Annotated in this window: 1 protein-coding gene; it reads right to left on the reverse strand. The window is 70.1% G+C overall.

All coding sequences use genetic code 11. The annotated features are described in order from the left end of the window. A partial coding sequence (locus tag HWY45_RS36395) for an NAD(P)/FAD-dependent oxidoreductase (protein WP_341772976.1) occupies window positions 1-441 on the reverse strand: 441 nt, incomplete at both ends.

Consider the following 441-nt stretch of genomic DNA (forward strand, 5'->3'; position numbering starts at 1 on the left):
CGGCAGCGCGGTGCTGAGGTCGGTCGGGCGCACGCCCGGCTTGTACGAGGGCACCACCGAGCCCAGCGAGGTGGACGGCCGGCCGGCGATGAAGTCGCCGACCAACTGCCCCGGCGCATGATAATCGCCGCCGCCCAGCTCGAACGCGCGCTCTTCCCACTTGCGCTGGAACGCGATGCCGGCCAGCGGGCCGCCCGGATAATCTTCCGGCGTGATCCCGACCACGATGCCCGCATTCGCATTGCGCTCGGCGCGCGAGTACTGGCTCATGCCGTTGGTCACCACGCGCCCCGGCTCGGAGGTGGCCGCCACCACCGTGCCGCCGGGGCACATGCAGAAGCTGTAGATGGCGCGCCCGTTGCTGCAGTGATGCACCACCTTGTAATCGGCCGCGCCCAGCAGCTTGTGGCCCGCGAACTTGCCGAAGCGGCTGCGATCGAT

Origin of the sequence: Burkholderia stagnalis (assembly GCF_902830275.1) — a bacterium.
In the GTDB taxonomy this organism is placed as follows: domain Bacteria; phylum Pseudomonadota; class Gammaproteobacteria; order Burkholderiales; family Burkholderiaceae; genus Burkholderia; species Burkholderia stagnalis.